Origin of the sequence: Marivivens niveibacter, assembly GCF_002150005.2 — a bacterium.
Classification (GTDB): Bacteria; Pseudomonadota; Alphaproteobacteria; order Rhodobacterales; family Rhodobacteraceae; genus Marivivens; species Marivivens niveibacter.
This window is the reverse complement of the sequence record NZ_MSPP01000003.1, coordinates 193,029-210,212: the sequence shown is the minus strand read 5'-3', so window position 1 is coordinate 210,212 and position 17,184 is coordinate 193,029. Positions and strand designations below refer to the sequence as shown.

Annotated in this window: 14 protein-coding genes; 10 read left to right on the top strand and 4 right to left on the bottom strand. The window is 55.3% G+C overall.

What is annotated here, in order from left to right:
- Nucleotides 1–29 precede the first annotated feature (29 nt).
- From BVC71_RS09710 to BVC71_RS09695, 4 genes are read left to right on the top strand one after another with little or no spacing between them, the layout of a single operon-like run.
- Nucleotides 30–1,568, top strand: coding sequence for an ABC transporter ATP-binding protein (locus tag BVC71_RS09710; protein ID WP_086451470.1), 1,539 nt, complete (start codon nt 30–32; stop codon nt 1,566–1,568).
- Nucleotides 1,568–2,662 carry an ABC transporter permease gene (locus tag BVC71_RS09705; protein ID WP_086451469.1) on the top strand — a complete coding sequence of 365 codons (1,095 nt, stop codon included), beginning with the start codon at nt 1,568–1,570 and terminating at the stop codon, nt 2,660–2,662. Before BVC71_RS09710 ends, BVC71_RS09705 begins: the two co-directional genes overlap by 1 nt.
- A complete protein-coding gene (locus BVC71_RS09700) occupies nt 2,662–3,648 on the top strand; it encodes an ABC transporter permease (RefSeq protein WP_086451468.1) in 987 nt (328 codons plus the stop codon). Before BVC71_RS09705 ends, BVC71_RS09700 begins: the two co-directional genes overlap by 1 nt.
- Complete coding sequence (locus BVC71_RS09695) at nt 3,632–4,432, top strand: purine-nucleoside phosphorylase (protein WP_086451467.1); 801 nt, start codon at nt 3,632–3,634, stop codon at nt 4,430–4,432. The genes BVC71_RS09700 and BVC71_RS09695 overlap by 17 nt, the downstream gene beginning before the upstream one ends.
- Here BVC71_RS09695 and BVC71_RS09690 read toward each other — a convergent pair whose 3' ends face one another.
- Nucleotides 4,433–5,632 (bottom strand): ROK family transcriptional regulator, encoded by a 1,200-nt coding sequence (locus BVC71_RS09690; protein ID WP_086451466.1) that lies wholly within the window; start codon nt 5,630–5,632, stop codon nt 4,433–4,435.
- Nucleotides 5,633–5,796: 164 nt separating this feature from the next.
- Here BVC71_RS09690 and BVC71_RS09685 point away from each other — a divergent pair, with 164 nt between their 5' ends.
- The 5 genes from BVC71_RS09685 to BVC71_RS09665 all read left to right on the top strand — a co-directional run bounded on the left by BVC71_RS09685 (nt 5,797) and on the right by BVC71_RS09665 (nt 10,603).
- The gene (locus tag BVC71_RS09685; protein ID WP_086451465.1) at nt 5,797–6,816 is read left to right on the top strand and encodes a sugar ABC transporter substrate-binding protein; all 1,020 of its coding nucleotides are present in this window, start codon (nt 5,797–5,799) and stop codon (nt 6,814–6,816) included.
- 123 nt (nt 6,817–6,939) lie between these two features.
- The gene (locus tag BVC71_RS09680; protein ID WP_086451464.1) at nt 6,940–8,022 is read left to right on the top strand and encodes an ABC transporter permease; all 1,083 of its coding nucleotides are present in this window, start codon (nt 6,940–6,942) and stop codon (nt 8,020–8,022) included.
- A complete protein-coding gene (locus tag BVC71_RS09675; protein ID WP_086451821.1) occupies nt 8,019–8,786 on the top strand; it encodes an ATP-binding cassette domain-containing protein in 768 nt (255 codons plus the stop codon). Before BVC71_RS09680 ends, BVC71_RS09675 begins: the two co-directional genes overlap by 4 nt.
- Nucleotides 8,787–8,942: 156 nt before the next feature.
- Entirely contained in the window at nt 8,943–9,851 is a 909-nt protein-coding gene (locus tag BVC71_RS09670; protein WP_086451463.1) for a sulfite exporter TauE/SafE family protein, read from the top strand.
- A complete protein-coding gene (locus tag BVC71_RS09665; RefSeq protein ID WP_086451462.1) occupies nt 9,848–10,603 on the top strand; it encodes a TIGR02186 family protein in 756 nt (251 codons plus the stop codon). The genes BVC71_RS09670 and BVC71_RS09665 overlap by 4 nt, the downstream gene beginning before the upstream one ends.
- Here the strand turns inward: BVC71_RS09665 and BVC71_RS09660 are convergent.
- The 3 genes from BVC71_RS09660 to BVC71_RS09650 form a co-directional block, all read right to left on the bottom strand.
- Nucleotides 10,600–12,132, bottom strand: a complete 1,533-nt coding sequence (locus tag BVC71_RS09660) for an ATP-dependent DNA helicase (RefSeq protein WP_086451461.1) — start codon at nt 12,130–12,132, stop codon at nt 10,600–10,602. The two genes, BVC71_RS09665 and BVC71_RS09660, sit on opposite strands and share 4 nt — an antisense overlap.
- A gap of 96 nt (nt 12,133–12,228) precedes the next feature.
- Entirely contained in the window at nt 12,229–13,497 is a 1,269-nt protein-coding gene (gene ccrA / locus BVC71_RS09655; protein WP_240516828.1) for a crotonyl-CoA carboxylase/reductase, read from the bottom strand.
- Between the two features lie 227 nt (nt 13,498–13,724).
- Complete coding sequence (locus tag BVC71_RS09650; RefSeq protein WP_338036472.1) at nt 13,725–14,951, bottom strand: 1-acyl-sn-glycerol-3-phosphate acyltransferase; 1,227 nt, start codon at nt 14,949–14,951, stop codon at nt 13,725–13,727.
- A 267-nt stretch (nt 14,952–15,218) separates the two neighbouring features.
- Here BVC71_RS09650 and BVC71_RS09645 point away from each other — a divergent pair, with 267 nt between their 5' ends.
- The gene (locus BVC71_RS09645; RefSeq protein WP_086451458.1) at nt 15,219–17,183 is read left to right on the top strand and encodes a protein meaA; all 1,965 of its coding nucleotides are present in this window, start codon (nt 15,219–15,221) and stop codon (nt 17,181–17,183) included.
- Nucleotide 17,184: the final 1 nt, after the last annotated feature.

The window sequence follows — 17,184 nt, the reverse complement described above, 5'->3', positions numbered from 1 at the left end:
CTTTTTCCTACCCGTGATAAGGGTTCAAGATGACTGAACAATCCCCCGCCATTGAGTTAAAAGGCATTTCCAAAGCCTTTGGCCCGGTTCAGGCCAACAAAGACATTTCGATCCGCGTAATGCCTGGCACGATCCACGGCATTATCGGCGAAAACGGTGCCGGCAAATCCACCCTGATGTCGATCCTTTATGGATTTTACAAAGCAGACTCGGGTGAGATTTTCATCAACGGCAAAAAGACAGAAATCCCCGACAGTCAGGCTGCGATCAGCGCGGGCATCGGGATGGTGTTCCAGCATTTCAAACTGGTTGAAAATTTCACTGTTTTGGAAAACGTCATTTTGGGCGTCGAAGATGGGTTCTTGCTGAAACCATCCCTGAACAAAGCCCGCAAAGAGCTGCGCCAACTGGCCGAAGAATACGAACTAAACGTCGATCCAGATGCTGTGATCGAAAACATCGGCGTCGGCATGCAGCAGCGCGTGGAAATCCTCAAGGCGCTGTATCGCCGCGCGGATATCCTGATTTTGGACGAACCCACCGGCGTTTTGACCCCGTCTGAGGCTGACCAGCTGTTCCGCATTCTGGGCCGCCTACGCGAAGAAGGTAAGACGATCATCCTGATCACGCATAAACTGCGCGAGATTATGGATATTACGGATACAGTTTCCGTAATGCGTCGCGGTGAAATGACTGCGACCGTGAAAACCGCAGAAACCAACCCGTCGCATCTGGCCGAACTGATGGTTGGCCGCAAGGTTCTGCTGCAGGTCGACAAAGCCCCCGCCCAACCGGGCGAAATTATTCTGGACGTCAAAAACCTGAACGTGACCGACGAACAGGGCGTTCACCGCGTCAAAGACGTGTCGTTCAACATCCGCGCTGGCGAAATTCTGGGCATCGCGGGCGTCGCGGGCAACGGGCAGTCGGAATTGCTAGAGGTTTTGGGCGGTTACTGCGTTGCCACGGGCGATATTTTCATGAACGGCGAACCGATTGACCTGACGGGCGATAAATCCGATGGACAAAGCCGCCGCGAACGGGGCATCGCCCACGTCCCCGAAGACCGCCACCGCGAAGGTCTGATCCTGAATTTCTCGGCTTGGGAAAACACGGCGTTCGGGTATCACAAGGACGGCAAATACCAGAAAAACGGCGTACTTATGGACAACGCGGCGATTGTTCAGGACACCGCAGAAAAAATGGAACGGTTCGATGTTCGTCCACCGAACCCGATGCTAGCCGCCAAGAACTTTTCGGGCGGCAACCAGCAGAAAATCGTCGTGGCGCGTGAAATCGAACGCAATCCTGACCTTCTGTTGATTGGTCAGCCGACGCGCGGCGTGGACATCGGCGCGATCGAATTCATCCACAAACAGATCATCGCCCTACGCGATCAGGGCAAAGCGATCTTGCTAGTGTCGGTCGAACTGGATGAAATCATGTCTTTGTCCGATCGCATCGCGGTCATGTTTGACGGAAAAATCATGGGCGAACGCCTACCCGATGAAACAAATACTCAGGAACTCGGCCTGTTGATGGCTGGCGTGCAAGGGGAAACCGCCTGATGAACAAAATGCCAAACTGGGCCGATACAATTCTGGTCCCGCTTTTATCCCTACTGCTGGCCGCTGTGATTTCGGGCGTCGTGATTGCCCTGATCGGCCACAACCCGATTTATGCGCTGAAACTGATGGTTAGCGGGGCATTGGGGACATCGACGAATTTCAGCTATACGCTGTATTACGCGACCAACTTTATCTTTACCGGCCTCGCGGTGGCCGTCGCCTATCACGCGCGGATGTTCAACATCGGCGGCGAAGGTCAGGCCTATATCGGCGGTTTGGGCGCGGCGTTGGCGTGCCTATACATCCCGTGGCCACATTGGACGCTCGCGTTGATCGGTGGCGGTTTGGCCGCGGCAATATTCGGCGCGGCGTGGGCGGCAATCCCTGCCTATCTACAAGCCAAACGCGGCAGCCACATCGTAATCACCACGATCATGTTCAACTACATGTCCTATCCGGTGGTAAACTACCTGCTGAACGGCCCAATCAAGGCCGAAGGGATGGAACCAGCAACGCCATCATTCGCCGCCGAAATAGCATTGCCGAACCTGTCAGCCATTTTGGGCACATTCGGCATCGCGTTTTCGGATCGCGGGCCTGCAAACTTTGCTTTGGTCATCGCGCTGCTAGCCTGTGTTGGCGTGTGGATCCTGATCTGGCGCACCAAACTGGGCTATGAAACCCGCGCATTCGGCGAAAGCGAAAGCGCCGCGAAATATGCTGGCATCAACCCGACCAAAATCATCATGATCGCCATGCTGATTTCGGGCGCTTTGGCGGGCATGATGGCGATCAACAACGTCATGGGCGAAGCCGAACGTCTGGTCCTGAACGCGGTCGAAGGCGCGGGATTCATCGGGATCGCGGTCGCTCTGATGGGCCGCAACCACCCGCTGGGTATTCTGATCGCGGCGCTGCTGTTCGGCATCCTGTATCAGGGCGGCGCAGAGCTATCGGCAGAACTACGCATTCCACGCGAAATGGTCACCGTCATTCAGGCGCTGGTCATCCTGTTCACGGGCGCATTGGACAACATGGTGCGTATGCCCATTGAGAAACTATTCCTATCCCTACGTCGGAAGGAGGCAAAATAATGGACCTTTTGGCGTTCTTTGATATCGCGGTTCTGGACGGCACCGTTCGTCTGGCAACCCCGCTGCTGCTGGCCTGCCTGGCTGGTCTGTTTTCCGAACGGGCGGGTATTTTCGACATCGGGCTAGAAGGCAAAATGCTGATTTCGGCATTTTTGGCTGCGGCTGTGTCGTTCACCTCTGGCTCTGTTTGGATCGGCATGTTCGCGGGTATTTTCGCGTCCGTCCTTTTGTCGTTGCTGCACGGTCTGGCCTCGATCACGTTCCGCGGCAACCAGTTGATTTCGGGCGTTGCGATCAACTTTTTCGCGTCGGGTATCACCGTTGTCGCCGCACAAAGCTGGTTTGGCCAAGGCGGGCGTACCCCGTCGCTGTCTGGTGACGCCCGATTTGAATCGATCCAGTTCCCAGGCGCACTGACCCGTATCCGCGACATCAACAAAGCTGACCTACCGATGAAGGTGTATTCCGAACTACTGTCGGGCCACACCATCATCGTTTACATGTGCATTCTTATCGTGCCGCTGGTCTGGTGGATTCTGTATCGCACCCGTTTCGGCCTGCGTTTGCGTGCTGTTGGCGAAAACCCAGGCGCGGTGGATACCGCAGGCATTTCGGTCGTGCGGATGCGCTATATGGCCGTGATCATCTGCGGCGTGTTGTGCGGTATGGCGGGTGCCTATCTATCGACAGGTTTGCAGGCTGGTTTCGTGCGCGAAATGACGGCCGGCCGCGGTTATATCGCGCTGGCCGCCCTAATTTTCGCGAAATGGAAACCATGGAGCGCATTGGGCGCGACCCTGTTGTTCGGCTACCTACAGGCGCTGGCGATCCGCCCCGACATTCTGGAACGTGCGATCGGTATTCGCGTACAGACCCAAGTGTTGGACGCCCTGCCCTATATTCTAACTGTTATCGTGCTGGCTGGTTTCGTCGGCAAAGCTATCCCACCAAAAGCGGGCGGAGAACCCTATGTCAAAGAACGCTAAACTGCTTGAAACCATCCGCGAACATGCGGGCGACGAACCTGTGCGTCTGGGCCTGATCCTTGGGTCGGGTCTGGGTCATATCGCGGGCGCTGTCGAAGGCGTGGCAATCCCCTATTCCGAACTAGAAGGTTTCCCCCATGCGGGCGTTTCGGGGCATAACCCCAACCTTGTTATCGGGAACCTAGAGGGCGTACGCGTCGCCGTTTTCGGTGGACGTGCGCATTATTACGAACGCGGCAAACCCGATGAAATGCGCGTCCCGCTAGAGGTGCTGTGCGAACTGGGCGCCGATACGGTGATTGCAACCAATGCGGCGGGATCGATGCGGCACGATATGCCGACTGGGTCGATCATGGCGCTGACGGATCACATCAATTTCAGCGGCCTGAACCCGCTGATAGGTGAGCCGACCGACAAACGGTTTGTTCCTATGATGGACGCCTATGAACCCGAACTGCGTGAAAAACTGATCGAAGCCGCCGCATGGGAAGAGGTCACGATCCACCAAGGCGTCTATGCCTGGTATTCTGGCCCTTCGTTTGAAACCCCTGCCGAAATTCGCGCGATCAAAACGCTGGGCGCTGATGCCGTTGGCATGTCCACCGTGCCCGAGGTGATCCTTGCCCGTTTTATGGGGCTACGCGCCGCTGCGATTTCCACGATCACCAACATGGCCGCCGGCATGAGCGACGAGGCAATCAGCCACGAACACACCAAAGCGATGGCCCCATTGGGCGCTGCCAAGCTGGAAAAGGTTCTGCGCCGTTTCTTGCGGAATTTCTGATCAGCCGCCCATCTGGCCGTGGCTGTTCAGGAAATACTTTGCATTGATCGGGGTGCTGGCTGCACCCCGTGACCGCGCATCCAGCCCCATATTGCCTTCGACAATTTTAGGGGCTGTGATGCCGCGATCATCCAGATCGACAATAGCTTCGGCGACTTTTTCAACCAGTTTTGCACGCACATCTTTGGGCATAGCGCCGTCGATCATCACTGCCTCGAAATCGACAACGGCGCATACGGTCAACGCGGCCTGTGCGATGTAGGGCGCGGTCGTATCAATCCAGTCATTGACCTGATCTGTGTAGGCGCTCCAATTGTCGCGCGCCTGCCATAGACGCAGCGGATTGATACCATTGTCCACCAGCTGTTGTTCCAACAAGTACAGGGATGCCACATCAATCAGCTGTTTTGGCTTGCCGCCCTTATCGCTCATCACGGGTAGTGATCCAAAGGCACCCGCGTTGTTGGTCGGTCCGTCAAAGATCGAATTATTGAGAACAATACCACCGCCAATAAACGCGCCTAGATAAAAGTACGCGTAGTCACTGTACTGGCGCCCACTGCCATAGGCATGTTCGGCGCGGCACGCGGCGGTCGCGTCATTCTGAACGAATACAGGCAAATCGGAGATTTTGGCGATTTCATCCTGAAATGAAAAATCGCGCCATTTATCCATTTCATCCGCGGGCGCACCGATGGTGTCGTGCCAACGCCAGATTTCAAAAGGTGTCGCAACACCGATCCCCGCAATCCGCCCGTATTTTTCTGCGCCTAGATAGTCTTCGGCTTGACGCAGACCTTCGCCCAGAAATGCCAAAATCGCCTGTGGCGTAGGATAATGATAGGCGGTGTGAATTACTTGACGCACCGTGCCTTCGAAATCGACTATGATGACATCAGCGCTACGACGACCGATTTTCAGGCCCAGCGAAAATGCGCCTTCGGGATTGATACCCATAGGGATCGAAGGCTTACCGATTTTTCCACGCTGCGGTTCACCGCGACGCAATAGGCCGTCTGACTCAAGACCTCGAAGAATCACTGATACTGTTTGGGGGGAAAGCCCTGCCTTTCTGGATAGATCACTACCCGCCAGCGCACCGTGACGCTGAAGCATTGAAAGGATTAGTCTTTCGTTGTGATCGCGCACACCGTGTTGGTTCACGCCGGCGCTTAGCTCTCGGGCCTGATTGTCTGTCATAGCGTTTAGTATCCTCCCCTTCGTTCCATGTGAATACACCTTAATTAATAAATCAACTAGATTTATTTATTGACGACCCGTGCGAATCCTGTTTCCTTTAGGGCATCCCCGACATGGAGAGTCGGGAGCTGGGCCCAAGGGCCCGTCATACTTGGGAGGAAACCATGAAAAAAATTCTCGCCACTTCGGCAATCGCTTTCGCTGCAATGTCTGGTTCGGCTTTCGCCGCTGGCCATAGCACCACCGCATGCTTGATCACCAAAACCGACACCAACCCATTCTTTGTTAAGATGAAGGAAGGCGCGACCGCAGCAGCAGAAGCAAACGGCATCGAACTGATGACCTTTGCTGGTAAAATCGACGGCGACGTTGAAAGCCAAGTTGCAGCAGTTGAATCCTGCATCGCAGCAGGCGCATCGGGCATCCTGATCACCCCATCGGACAGCCGCGCACTGGCACCAGTTGTGACCCAAGCTCGCGAAGCTGGCGCACTGGTTATCGCACTGGACACCCCGTTCGAACCAGCTGACGTTGCTGATGCAACCTTTGCAACCGACAACTTCCAAGCTGGCGTTCTGATCGGTGAATGGGCTGCGGCACAGATGGGCGATGACGCTGCAAACGCTAAAATCGCACTGCTGGACCTGAACGCTTCGGAAATTTCCGTGGACTACCTGCGTAACAACGGTTTCCTGCAGGGCTTTGGCATCGACATCAAAGACCCAACCGACATCGGTGACGAAGACGATCCACGCATCGTCGGCAACGACGTTACCAACGGCAACGAAGAAGGCGGTCGCACCGCGATGGAGAACCTTCTGCAGATCGACCCAGGTGTGAACCTGGTCTATACCATCAACGAACCAGCAGCGGCTGGCGCGTATGAGGCGCTGAAATCCTTTGGCCGCGAAAACGACGTTATGATCGTTTCGGTCGACGGCGGTTGCCCAGGTGTTCAGAACATCAGCGAAGGCGTCATCGGCGCAACATCGATGCAGTTCCCACTGCTGATGGCATCGCTGGGTATCGAAGCGATCAAAACCTTTGCGGAAACCGGTGAAAAGCCATCGAACTCCGAAGGTCTAGATTTCTACAACACTGGCGTAGAACTGATCACCGACCAACCAGTTGACGGCATCCCATCGCTGACGTCCGCTGAAGGTCTGGAAAAGTGCTGGGGCTAATGCCTCGCGCCCTCTAAACTAAAAAGAGGGGCAAAATTGCCCCTCTTTGCTCTATATTCTCTCTCACATATCGAAATTCCCGCCCCGCGGACGGCCTAGCCGCCCCGCTGGAAGGAGACATAAATGACTGAACCGACCAATCCACAGCCCAAAGGCCAGGATTTCGAACGAGTGTTGGGTGGCAGCGATACGCGCGTTGCCAGCTTTGCGGAAACCAAACGCACGCCTGTTCAGCAAATCCAGCACATCTTACACAGCAACCCCACGCTGGTCCCCGTTATCGTTCTGGCGCTAAGCCTATTCGTTTTCGGCTTGATCGCTGGCGGCCGTTTCTTTTCGGCATTTAACCTATCTTTGATCATGCAGCAGGTTTCGATCATCGGCATTTTGGCAGCAGCCCAGTCGATGATCATCATCACCGCAGGCATCGACCTGTCAGTTGCCGCGATCATGGTTTTGATGTCAGTCATCATGGGCAAACTGTCGATCGATTTGGGCGTTCCCACGCCAATTGGCATCCTGATCGGCATGATCGGCGGTATCGGCGCTGGCATGATGAACGGCTGGTTCATCACCAAGGTCAAACTGCCACCCTTCATCACGACGCTTGGCACTTGGTCCATCTTTTTCGCGCTGAACCTGTACCTGTCGGGCGCGCAATCCATTCGCAGCCAAGACATCGATGAATTCGCACCGTTGCTGAAATTCTTTGGTCATTCGTTCGACGTCGCAGGCGCGCGTATCACCTACGGCTCTGTCCTGATGGTGCTGGTGTTCATCGTGCTTTGGTACATGCTGAACAAAACCGCATGGGGCCGTCACGTATACGCCGTGGGCGACGATAAAGAGGCTGCAGATCTGGCAGGCATCCGTTCCGACCGCGTTCTGATTTCGGTCTACGCGCTGGCGGGTCTGGTCTGTGCCATCGCTGGCTGGGCATCCATCGGCCGTGTTGGTTCGATCTCTCCTCAGTCGTTCTACGAAGGTAACCTACAATCCATCACCGCAGTTGTGATCGGCGGCATTTCACTGTTTGGCGGACGCGGATCGATCATGGGCGCTTTGTTCGGCGCGCTGATCGTAGGCGTGTTCCAATCGGGCCTGCGGATGGCTGGCGTGGACGTGCTGTGGCAGGTGTTTGCCATCGGTTGGCTAATCATCATCGCAGTCGCAATTGACCAATGGATCAGAAAGGTATCGGCATGACACAGCCCATCCTCAAAGCAACAAATCTGGTCAAACGCTATGGCCGTGTGACCGCTCTGGACCACTGTGATTTCGAACTGTACCCAGGCGAAATTCTGGCCGTCATCGGCGACAACGGCGCAGGCAAATCGACCCTGATCAAAGCGCTATCCGGCGCCGTCACCCCAGACGAAGGCACGATCGAACTAGAAGGCAAAAAGGTCAGCTTTGGCACTCCGCTAGAGGCGCGCGACGCGGGCATCGAAACGGTCTACCAAACCTTGGCCCTGTCCCCTGCCCTGTCGATTGTGGACAACATGTTCGTCGGCCGCGAAATCCGCAAAAAGGGGTTCATGGGGTCGGCCCTGAAAATGCTGGACTACCCCGCAATGGAGGAGTTCGCCCGCGAAAAGCTGTCTGAATTGGGCCTGATGACCATTCAGAACATCAACCAAGCGGTCGAAACCCTATCGGGCGGCCAACGTCAGGGCGTTGCGGTGGCACGCGCAGCGGCGTTCGGTTCCAAAGTCATCATTCTGGACGAACCCACCGCGGCCCTAGGCGTCAAAGAAAGCCGTAAGGTGCTGGAACTGATCCAAGACGTAAAATCGCGTGGTATTCCGATCATCTTGATCAGCCACAACATGCCGCACGTCTTTGAATTGGCCGACCGTATTCACGTACACCGTTTGGGCAAACGCCTGTGTGTCATTGATCCCAAAACGCACAGCATGTCTGACGCTGTAGCTCTCATGACTGGGGCGAAAGAACCCGAAGCAGCATAAACATAACGGCGGGGCATTCCCCGCCGTTTTCATTTCCTGTGCGCCATAAACCGCGGACTACAGGTAAGGCGCCTCAGCTTTTCCTTTTTACTCTATCCATTTGACACTTCCCGCATTACGGGGTGAGGTAAACCAAACCTTACCTACGGACAGGCTATGCAAATCTACCTGCCGATCGCCGAAATTTCGGTCAATATCTACTTGCTCCTCGGCATTGGGGGGCTTGTTGGTGTGCTGTCTGGAATGTTTGGCGTTGGCGGCGGGTTCCTGATCACGCCACTGCTGTTTTTCGTGGGTATCCCGCCAGCTGTAGCGGTCGCAACATCCGCCAACCAGATCGTCGCCAGTTCGGTGTCTGCCTTGATGGGTCACATCAAACGACGTGGTGTAGATTTCGCGATGGGCTGGGTGCTGTTGATCGGCGGTATCATCGGATCAGCCGTTGGCGTGCAGGTGTTCAACATTCTGAAACAACTGGGTCAGGTCGACCTGTTGGTAAACCTTTGCTACGTCATTTTTCTGGGCATTGTTGGCGGCCTGATGATGATCGAAAGCCTGCGGGCCTTGATGCGCAGTAAACGTTCAGGTGCCCCGAAACGCCGCCGCCACAACTGGGTGCACAACCTACCGTTCAAAATCAAATTCCGCGTTTCTGGCCTTTATATCTCAGTGATTCCACCCCTGATGGTCGGCGTCGCGGTCGGTATTTTGGCCGCGATCATGGGTGTTGGCGGTGGGTTTATCATGGTCCCCGCGATGATTTACCTGCTGGGCATGCCGACAAAGGTTGTGATCGGGACATCGCTGTTTCAAATCACTTTTGTCGCTGCGTTTACCACTATGATGCATGCGATCACCAATCAGACCGTTGATATTATTCTGGCGCTCTTGCTGTTGATTGGCGGGGTTATTGGTGCACAGGTGGGTGCCCAAATCGGGATGCGCCTAAAGGCCGAACAGTTGCGTATTTTGCTAGCCTCTTTGGTTCTGCTGGTCTGCATCAAATTGGGTCTAGATTTGCTGATCAAACCGGCAGAGCTGTATTCGATCGGGGTGCTGCAATGATCCGGCTCTTGGCATTCTTGTTGACGCTAATCCCCGCAATTGCGGCCGCAGACGAAAAAATCGTGCTCGGCCTTAGCCAAGACGAAGTTTCCATCACCGCCTCTTTTACGGGATCCGAAATTTTGATTTTTGGCGCGATCAGTCGCGACGAGCCCCCACCCCAAACGACTGAATTGGGTGTCATCATTGCCGTAGCAGGCCCGAACGTCCCAGTCGAAGTTCGACAAAAAGACAGAGTCGCGGGCATTTGGGTCAATACAGATAGCGCAGCGATTGACATCGCACCGTCGTTCTATGCGATCGCATCATCTGCCCCGTTGACCGACGTTTTGTTGCCCCTAGAGGATTTACACAACGCCATTTCATGGGGCCGCGTCGTTCGCGCGGTCGGGCAGGATGCCTTTGCCATAAATGAATACACCGAAGCCTATATGCGCATAAAACAGAACAGCGATCTGTTTCAATTGCTAGAAGGTGCAGTCGCAATCGAAGGCGATACCCTGTTCCACACCGCAATCCAATTGCCGTCGAACCTGACCGAGGGCGATTACAAAACACGTATTTTCCTGACGCGGGATGGACATATCATCGACTCGTTTCAGACGGAAATTCCAGTCTACAAAGTCGGCATTGAACGCTGGCTATATAACCTTAGCCAAAACCAAGCCGCACTATATGGGCTGCTATCGCTGCTGATTGCCGCCGTCGCGGGTTGGGCGGCCTCTGCCGCCTTTGCGATACTGCGCCGTTAATCGTCTTGTTCTTGCGCGGTCAGTTCAAACTGCGGCGCTGGTGCATCCAGATCATCGACACCCAATGGCTCTGACGGACGCGCAAGACGATTGCGGACAACCCAGCGCAGTTCACGTTCAGCACGCGTGATCGCCACATAGGCCAACCGTTTCCATAATGGCTGACCTGCCTCGACCCGCCCCATTTTCGCGGCGATTTCGATATCGGGGGCGAATACCTGCACTGTATCCCACTGCGAACCCTGCGCCTTGTGAATGGTCACAGCGGCGCCATGCAGGAACACGGCGCCCATGCGGGCGGCATATGGGATAAAGGGTTCTTCTTCACCTTCTTTTTCGATCTTTACGATGCTGGCGGCGGCGACCTGAGGGTCTTCTGCCCCCATGATCCACAGTTTGGAAAACCCAGGCCGAGATCCTGGGCCGCGATACACGACCTGCGCGCCCTTGATCAGGCCGCGCGCCTCTAGGTCCAGCCGTTTTTTGCGGTGCTTCATCGGCAATTCGATACCGTCGCAGATCAGCGGCTCACCCGGCAACAACGCATCCTCGGGCGCGCCATAAGCCGCGCGGAATGCGTGGATCAAGCGGATGCGCGTGGCATTGCGCCAGACCAAAACGGGGGACCGCGCCATCAGGTCGGCTTCGACCCTTTGGGCCAGTACAACGCGTGGGTCGCGGGCTGCTGCCTCTTCGACCATGCGTTCGAAACGGTAGAAATCGACCATCGGATCGGCTAGCGCGTGGGCCAGATCCAGAATGGGGCTGTCGGCCTCTTGTCTGTGGATGCGGCTCAGAACCAAACGGTTCTTTTCGGGCAATTTTTCAAACACCATCCCGCCGGTGCCCTGAACGGGCGGCAACTGTGCCGGATCGCCAAACAGAACGAGCGTCGGGAAAATATCGCGCAGATCATCCAGCGCCTTTTGATCCAGCATCGAGCTTTCGTCGATGAACCCGATGTCCAGCGGCTCTTCGCGGCGTTTCCAGCCTGTGATGAAATCCGAACCGCGCAACCCCGCCGCGGCCAATGCCGCAGGAACCGACGCATTGATTTGGAACGATGCATAGGCGCGATCCAGCGCGACATCGGTCAAACCTTCGATCGCGGGGCGATCACATTCACCGTTTAGCCATTCGGCCAGTTTTTCATATTCGGGGTCGTAAACGGGCGTGTACAAAATCCGGTGGATCGTCGTCGCAGGCACGCCGCGATTGCGCAGAACTGATGCGGCTTTGTTCGTGGGGGCCAAAATCGCCAGCGAACGGCGGTCTTTTTTACGTTTGCTTTCAAAATCGCCCGAAACGATTGAAACGCCTGCCTCCTTTAGCGCCTTGGTCAGTTCCGCCAATAACAGCGTTTTACCCGACCCTGCCTTGCCGATCACGGCCATGACTGCACTGCTGTCGCTCTGCGGTGATGTCAGTAAATCATCGGACAGATTAACGCCTGCATTCGCCAGAACGTCGGTCAATTGATCCCAAGCTTGGGCCTGATCGTCAGAGAAAGTAAGCGCAGTATTCGACATAGCGCGACCCTACAGCGACCCCGCGACAGGCACCAGACACCAAAACGCAAAACGCGGGACCATTGGCCCCGCGTTTCTATTCAGATCGTTCGCAAATTATTTACCCGAACGTTCCAACACTTCTTCGAATGTGCGCAGGCCATTTTCTTGGGCCTGAACCAGAACCGCCATGTTGCCTGGCAAGTGCTGGTTTTTCATCATTTTGATGTGCGCATCCGGGATTTCAGCCCATGGGAACACTTCGGACATGCATGGATCGATTTTTTCTTCGCAGACCAGACGGTTCGCGGATGCCGCCTGCTTCAGGTGCGCAAAGTGCGAACCCTGCAGGCGTTTCTGGTGCATCCAAGTGTAGCGAACGTCGAAGGTACAGTTGAAACCAGTCGTACCCGCGCAGATCACAACCATGCCGCCTTTTTTACAGACAAGGTTGGACACGGGGAACGTCGATTCACCTGGGTGTTCGAACACGATGTCTACGTTGTTGCCTTTGCCGGTGAATTCCCAGATCGCTTTGCCGAAACGGCGCGCCTCTTTGAACCACGCGTCATATTCTGGCGTGTTCACTGTCGGCAGTTGGCCCCAGCAGTTGAAATCTTTGCGGTTAATGACGCCTTTGGCGCCCATCGACATAACAAAGTCACGTTTGGATTCATCCGAGATAACGCCGATCGCATGTGCGCCAGCCGCTTTGGCCAACTGAACAGCAAACGAACCCAGACCACCGGACGCACCCCAAACCAGAACGTGCTGACCTGGTTTGATGTCGTGTGGCGCGTGGCCAAACAGCATACGGTATGCAGTTGCCAGCGTCAGGGTGTAGCAAGCGGACTCTTCCCAAGTCAGGTGTTTAGGACGTGGCAGCAGCTGTTGCGCCTGAACGCGGGTGAACTGTGCGAAAGACCCATCAGGGGTTTCGTAGCCCCAGATACGCTGGGTCGGGGAATACATTGGATCGCCGCCGTTGCATTCTTCATCGTCGCCGTCGTCTTGGTTACAGTGGATGACAACTTCGTCGCCGACTTTCCAGTTTTTCACCTTGTCGCCAACAGCCCAGATGATGCCGGACGCATCGGAACCCGCGATGTGGTAATCAGCACCGTGGCCGTCGAATGGGGAAATCGGAACGCCCAGACCAGCCCAAACACCGTTATAGTTAACGCCAGCAGCCATCACCAAAACCAGAACTTCGTTTGCGTCCAGTTTTGGGGTTTCTACAACTTCTACCTGAAACGATTTGTCAGGTTCGCCATGACGTTCGCGGCGGATCGCCCACGCGTACATTTGTGCCGGCACATGGCCGAGCGGAGGGATTTCACCAACCTCGTAGAGGTCTTTTTTGGGTGCATCGTAATCGAGGGCCATCGGTCTCTCCATCGGTCGATTTGTTTCTAATTCGCTGCGTCGCAGAATCGGACGCTGTACTGCAGAGATACAATCTTGCGCGAAAGATTACAATCATTCTGTTTTAATCTTTGTAATTTTATTTCTTCCGCAACGCAGCGTAAAAACCCGATTTTAGCGCAGATTCACGAAAAAACCGCGCTGCACAGGGCGGCGCGGGTCATCTTTGCGACTAATGTCGGGTAAATTCAGTGATCGAAATGGTGCGCGATAGATGCGGCGTAATACTCCACCAACGGCAGCTCACCATCCGCGACAGAATATTTCGCGGCCGACCGGACCAGAATTTTACGGGCAACCAACAGTGCGATGCCTTCTTTGGTTAACCCTTTGGGTCCGCGCCTAGGCAACGCACCGCCGCGCGCCGCATATATATCTAGTGTGCCCGCAATATGGTTTTCGATCTTTTCCGCCGTATCCGCGCCTGCCAGAACAGCTCGCGCGACCAATGGCGTCGGGACTAAAGGCACCGTATCCGCCATGCGGTCCATCAGATCCTCGGCCAGTTGTTCGACCCCATGACTGCCCGACGATTTCATGAATTCCGACAGAACCAATGGTTTCCCAAATCCAACTGCAGCGGTACCAAAGGGGGTGAACTTCAATCGGATCGCCCGCCAGATGGTGACAGGGATCGCCAGCACGGCGGCTCCAAACGACGGTCGGAATTTGCGTTCACCAGTTTGCGCAGCACGAACCAGAATGCGATCTTCGGGGACGCGGTCATAATTCAACGCCACAGGTACAAAGATGACATCGCGGTCATCAGCATCCCACCCTTCGACCATGTAACTAAGTAATCCCAGCTTTGGCCGCCCCATTGCACCAGTCAAAGACAGCCCACCTTCGGGGAAAAACGCCTGAGATACGCCGTTTTGCGTGGCCAAACGCACATAAGCCGCCAAAACAGCCCGATACAACTGACCATGCGATCCGCGACGGATGAAGTACGCCCCCATCGCACGCACTAGCCATGACAACGGCCAGACGCGCGCCCATTCCCCCACCGCATAGGCCAACGTTCCCGCGCTACTGATCATATGGGTGATCAGAACGTAATCCATGTTGCTTCGATGATTGATCACAAAAACCCACGTGGCGTTTGGGTCCATCGCCGCGAGCTTGTCTCGATCTAAGGCACCCAAACGTATTTTATAGAATGCGCGCGATAGCCAACGCGACAAACGCGCACCGATGCCGAAATATACGGTCGCTGAAAAACTCGGCACAATTTCACGGGCATATCTACGGGCACGTTCAGAAGCCACGTTTTCAGGAATCCCTTCGACTCGCGCGGTGCGGTGGATCGCTTTGGTGACTTCAGGGTCATAAATCACGCGCTGGATGGTGTCGTAACGGCGGGCCAATTTGAATGGCTCGATCGGGCGAGCCAGACGTTTATTCAGCCGCGACACCGCACGTTCCATGCGCCGACGGAAAAACCAACGGACAGATGGAAACAAAAAATGCGACGCGAACGTTACCGCCGCGAAGAGCACAATTAATACAAGGAGCCATAGCGGCAATGTCACGGGCGTAGTCATCGCGCGGACAATGGACTGAAATCAGATATTCGACAATAGGCTGACGCCGCGTTGCAGCGAATTGACAGGGATGCATTGTTTCCGTATTCAATTCCTGAGGGTAATAAAATTACCCAAAAGATTCTTAGGAGGCCCAACATGTCGCAAGCGCAGAAAGATCGTCCATGGCTGTTCCGGACTTATGCGGGTCACTCGACCGCCGCTGCGTCCAACGCTTTGTATCGTTCGAACCTGGCAAAAGGTCAGACCGGTCTATCGGTCGCTTTCGACCTGCCAACCCAGACCGGATATGATTCTGATCACCGCCTGTCGCGTGGCGAGGTTGGCAAAGTGGGCGTGCCCGTTTGCCACCTAGGGGATATGCGCGCGCTGTTCGACCAAATCCCGCTGGAACAGATGAACACATCGATGACGATCAACGCGACCGCGCCTTGGCTGTTGTCGCTATACATCGCTGTGGCCGAAGAACAGGGCGCGGATGTGTCCAAACTGCAAGGCACCGTGCAAAACGACATTATCAAAGAATACCTGTCGCGCGGCACCTACATCTGTCCGCCCAAACCATCCCTACGCATGATCACGGACGTCGCCGCCTATACCCGTGAAAACCTGCCTAAATGGAACCCGATGAACGTCTGCTCCTACCACTTGCAAGAGGCAGGCGCGACGCCAGAGGAAGAACTGGCATTCGCACTAGCGACCGCAACGGCCGTTTTGGACGATCTGAAAGACAAAGTTCCAGCCGAACATTTCCCCAACATGGTCGGCCGCATTTCGTTCTTTGTGAACGCAGGCATCCGTTTCGTCACCGAAATGTGCAAAATGCGCGCGTTCGTCGAACTGTGGGACGAGATTTGTCAGGAACGTTATGGCGTCGAAGATCCAAAAATGCGCCGTTTCCGTTATGGCGTTCAGGTCAACAGCCTTGGCCTGACCGAACAGCAGCCAGAAAATAACGTATACCGTATTCTGATCGAAATGCTGGCCGTCACCCTGTCGAAAAACGCACGCGCGCGCGCTGTTCAGCTGCCTGCATGGAACGAAGCCTTGGGGCTGCCGCGTCCATGGGACCAACAATGGTCCCTGCGTATGCAACAGATCATGGCCTATGAAACCGACCTGCTGGAATACGACGATCTGTTCGACAACAACCCAGCCGTCGAACGCAAAGTCGCCGCGTTGAAAGAAGGCGCACGCGAAGAGCTAGCCACCATCGACGGTATGGGCGGCGCGGTTCAGTCGATCGAATACATGAAATCCCGTCTGGTCGAATCCAACGGCAAACGCATCAACAACATCGAAGCGGGCGAAACCACCGTTGTTGGCGTGAACAAATGGCAACAGGGCGAACCTTCGCCGCTGACCTCTGGCGATGACGCGATCATGACCGTTGATCCAGCAGTGGAGGCGGAACAGATCCAACGCCTGAACGAATGGAAATCGTCCCGTGACGCGGATGCGGTTGCCAAAGCACTGGCAGACCTGTCCGCCGCCGCCAAAGACGGCACAAACATCATGATCCCATCAATCGCCGCTGCCAAAGCGGGCGTCACCACAGGCGAATGGGCCGAAGCGATCCGTCAGGTATTCGGCCAATACCGCGCCCCAACAGGCGTGTCCAAAAACCCATCGAACCGCACCGAAGGTCTGGATGACATCCGCGACCGCGTGGCGAATGTATCGGGCAAACTGGGCCGTCCGTTGAAATTCATCGTTGGCAAACCTGGACTGGACGGCCATTCGAACGGTGCCGAACAAATCGCAGCCCGTGCACGCGATTGCGGCATGGACATCACATACGAAGGTATCCGCCTAACGCCGGACGAAATCATCGAGGCTGCAGAACGCGACCAAGCGCATGTTATCGGCCTTTCGATCCTTTCAGGTTCGCACCTGCCATTAATTGGCGAAGTCGTCGAAAAACTAAAAGCCAAAGGATTGGATCACATTCCGGTAATTGCGGGCGGCATTATTCCGGATGAGGATGCGCAAAAATTAATCAATATGGGTGTCGCGCGTGTCTATACACCCAAAGATTTCGAATTGAACCGCATTATGGAAGACATTGTCGTCTTAGTAGATCCATCCGAAAAAGCCGCTTAAT

What these genes read in the sequence shown, in the direction of transcription:
- BVC71_RS09710 (WP_086451470.1), top strand. Translation starts at nt 30, where the DNA reads ATGACTGAACAATCCCCCGCCATTGAGTTAAAAGGCATTTCCAAAGCC.
- BVC71_RS09705 (WP_086451469.1), top strand. Translation starts at nt 1,568, where the DNA reads ATGAACAAAATGCCAAACTGGGCCGATACAATTCTGGTCCCGCTTTTA.
- BVC71_RS09700 (WP_086451468.1), top strand. Translation starts at nt 2,662, where the DNA reads ATGGACCTTTTGGCGTTCTTTGATATCGCGGTTCTGGACGGCACCGTT.
- BVC71_RS09695 (WP_086451467.1), top strand. Translation starts at nt 3,632, where the DNA reads ATGTCAAAGAACGCTAAACTGCTTGAAACCATCCGCGAACATGCGGGC.
- BVC71_RS09690 (WP_086451466.1), bottom strand. Translation starts at nt 5,632, where the DNA reads ATGACAGACAATCAGGCCCGAGAGCTAAGCGCCGGCGTGAACCAACAC.
- BVC71_RS09685 (WP_086451465.1), top strand. Translation starts at nt 5,797, where the DNA reads ATGAAAAAAATTCTCGCCACTTCGGCAATCGCTTTCGCTGCAATGTCT.
- BVC71_RS09680 (WP_086451464.1), top strand. Translation starts at nt 6,940, where the DNA reads ATGACTGAACCGACCAATCCACAGCCCAAAGGCCAGGATTTCGAACGA.
- BVC71_RS09675 (WP_086451821.1), top strand. Translation starts at nt 8,019, where the DNA reads ATGACACAGCCCATCCTCAAAGCAACAAATCTGGTCAAACGCTATGGC.
- BVC71_RS09670 (WP_086451463.1), top strand. Translation starts at nt 8,943, where the DNA reads ATGCAAATCTACCTGCCGATCGCCGAAATTTCGGTCAATATCTACTTG.
- BVC71_RS09665 (WP_086451462.1), top strand. Translation starts at nt 9,848, where the DNA reads ATGATCCGGCTCTTGGCATTCTTGTTGACGCTAATCCCCGCAATTGCG.
- BVC71_RS09660 (WP_086451461.1), bottom strand. Translation starts at nt 12,132, where the DNA reads ATGTCGAATACTGCGCTTACTTTCTCTGACGATCAGGCCCAAGCTTGG.
- ccrA (WP_240516828.1), bottom strand. Translation starts at nt 13,497, where the DNA reads ATGGCCCTCGATTACGATGCACCCAAAAAAGACCTCTACGAGGTTGGT.
- BVC71_RS09645 (WP_086451458.1), top strand. Translation starts at nt 15,219, where the DNA reads ATGTCGCAAGCGCAGAAAGATCGTCCATGGCTGTTCCGGACTTATGCG.